This is a genomic window from Synechococcus sp. Cruz CV12-2-Slac-r, from assembly GCF_024346075.1.
GTDB lineage: Bacteria > Cyanobacteriota > Cyanobacteriia > PCC-6307 > Cyanobiaceae > Synechococcus_D.
This window is the reverse complement of sequence record NZ_JAGQEK010000200.1, coordinates 1-2,555: the sequence shown is the minus strand read 5'-3', so window position 1 is coordinate 2,555 and position 2,555 is coordinate 1. Positions and strand designations below refer to the sequence as shown.

1 protein-coding gene and 2 pseudogenes are annotated in these 2,555 nt (G+C 47.7%); 2 read left to right on the top strand and 1 reads right to left on the bottom strand.

All coding sequences use genetic code 11. The annotated features are described in order from the left end of the window. Both KB557_RS10590 and pdeM read left to right on the top strand, forming a co-directional pair. Positions 1 to 1,463: pseudogene (locus KB557_RS10590) on the top strand (DNA ligase-associated DEXH box helicase); the annotation flags it as partial. Further along, on the top strand, positions 1,459 to 2,094 hold the full coding sequence (pdeM, locus tag KB557_RS10585) for a ligase-associated DNA damage response endonuclease PdeM (RefSeq protein WP_255134019.1): 636 nt from the start codon (positions 1,459 to 1,461) through the stop codon (positions 2,092 to 2,094). The pseudogene KB557_RS10590 and the gene pdeM, both read left to right, overlap by 5 nt. A gap of 93 nt (positions 2,095 to 2,187) precedes the next feature. On the opposite strand, the pseudogene KB557_RS10580 reads toward pdeM, so the two are convergent. Continuing rightward, positions 2,188 to 2,555 (bottom strand): annotated as a pseudogene (locus KB557_RS10580) (photosystem II q(b) protein); the annotation flags it as partial.

The following is a 2,555-nucleotide window of genomic DNA, read 5'->3' as shown; positions in this document are numbered from 1 at the left end:
CAGCAAAAAATGTGGCTCGATTATTACAACGGGCTGGTCGTAGCGCCCATACACCTGGAGGCACCTCACAGGTTTTATTTATGCCAACCAACGCGTTGGAGCTATTGGAATTAAGCGCTCTACGCAGAGGGTTAGCGGAAGGGTTAGTGGAGGAGCGCCGTGCACCAAATGCGCCGATCGATGTGCTGCTGCAACATCTCACCAGCCTTGCCTGCGGACCCGGCTTTGAAGCTGATAAGGAGCTAGCGGTAATTCGCACGGCATGGAGCTATCGCAAACTGAGCGATAGCGATTGGCAGTGGTGCTTAAATTTTTTAGAACATGGCGGCGACTGCCTTAATGCCTACCCGCGTTACCGCAAGCTTGAACGCGAAGACAATCGCTGCTTAGTAAAAGAAAAAACTATTGCGAGGCTGCATCGCATGAATATCGGCACTATTACCGCTGATAGATCAATAACAGTACGTTTTGTGCGCGGAGTTGTGCTGGGTCATGTGGAGGAGGCATTCATTAGCAGGCTAAAAGCGGGAGATGTATTTTTTTTCGCAGGGCGTCAATTGGAATTTATACGGCTACGGGAGATGACTGCATACGTAAAAGCAAGCTCAAAAAAAACCAATATGGTGCCCGCCTGGAGCGGGGGGCAGATGGCGTTATCGGATCTATTAAGCCAGCACCTGCGCACTGAAGTAGACCGTTGCGCCAAAGCGCTGGCTGGCCAGGCAGAGCTCGATAGCCCTGAATTGCAAGCCCTGGAGCCACTGCTAGAAAGACAAAAGCAGATATCAAGATTGCCACTCCAAAATGAACTGCTGGTGGAGGTGTGCAATAGCCGTGAAGGAAGCCATCTTTATGCCTACCCCTTTGAAGGCCGCTTTGTTCACGAGGGCATGGGATTCCTTTGGGCTTGGCGACTAACAAGAAAACAAGCAAGCACAATTACCGTGTCGGTGAACGACTACGGCTTTGAGTTGCTAGCGCCTAAGGGCTATCCATTTGAAGAATTATTTGAAGTTTATAGCGATGAATTGCTTTCAAATGTTGATTTAGATCTTGATTTAGAACAGGCAATAAACCTTTCAGAGTTATGCCGCCGCCGTTTCCGAGGCATTGCTCAAATTAGTGGTTTAGTGCTAAATGGATTTCCAGGAAAAAGCAAATCAGGCGGACAATTGCAGATAAGCGCAGCACTTTTGTTTGATGTTTTTAATCGCCACGAACCAAACAATCGATTACTTGCTCAAGCAAGATCTGAAGTGCTAACTGAACAGTTAGATCTACCAAGAATCACAGGCGCCCTGCAACGCTTAAAAAGATGCAACCTGCAATTGGAACGCACTGCGCGGCCTTCTCCTTTTGCCTTCCCCCTGCTCGCAGAACGATTAAATAACCGTATGAGTAATGAATCACTTTTGCAACGGCTGGAGAGATTGCGTGAAGAAGCTGAACGGGCAGAAAATTAACGTGTTATTTCACTGGCGTGGCAAAAAATTGGAATTATTAGGAGCAAAAGCTGCCTGGGATCCGCTGCAGAAAATCTTATTTTTAGCAGATTTACATTTAGGCAAGGCAGAAACTTTTCAATGTTATGGAATTCCATTTCCTAGTGATGGTGATTGCAGCACACTGAACGATCTATTGAATCTGGCCCATCAAATGCAACCCGAGCAGGTGATCGTGCTTGGTGATTTAATTCATAGCCATCTTGGCCTTACCCCTGAATTGAGGTTGAAACTTAAGGCTTTACCTGAATTACTGGGTTGCCCATTACGCCTTATTGGTGGCAACCATGAAAAGGGAAGCTGGATAGAAGGATTATGCCAAGAACCAGCACAGGCCTTAGGCGGCTGGTGGTTAAGCCACATACCAGAACCACGGGCAGGGCTTTTAAATATTTGCGGACACCTTCATCCTGTAGCGGTAGTTGGTGGAGGCGCCGATCGCTTGCGTCTGCAATGTTTCAGCTACAGCGAAAAGTATGAGCGGCTTGCCTTACCTGCATTCGGACGTTTAACGGGGGGCCATCCCTGTTCAAAAGATGAAAAAATATGGCTAGTAGCAGATGGCTCAGTAATGGAATGGAAGCAAAACTAGTTATATAAGCAAATGAGTTAAACCATTAAAAAGCCCCCGCGTTAGCGGGGGCGATTTCTATTCCTCTAATTAAGCGATTTGCTTAGTTAGTGATCAACCGATTGCAGGGGCGGTTAGTGCTACTGGAGCGCTTTCTGCTGCTGCAAGATCGAGTGGGAAGTTATGGGCATTACGCTCATGCATTACTTCCATACCCAAACCAGCGCGGTTCAAGATATCAGCCCAGGTATTCACTACACGGCCTTGGCCATCGAGAATCGACTGGTTGAAGTTGAAACCGTTCAAGTTGAAGGCCATTGTGCTCACGCCAAGGGCGGTGAACCAGATGCCAACTACTGGCCATGCAGCTAAGAAGAAGTGCAGGCTACGGCTGTTATTAAATGACGCGTATTGGAAGATCAAGCGACCGAAGTAGCCGTGGGCTGCAACGATGTTGTAGGTCTCTTCTTCTTGGCCAAACT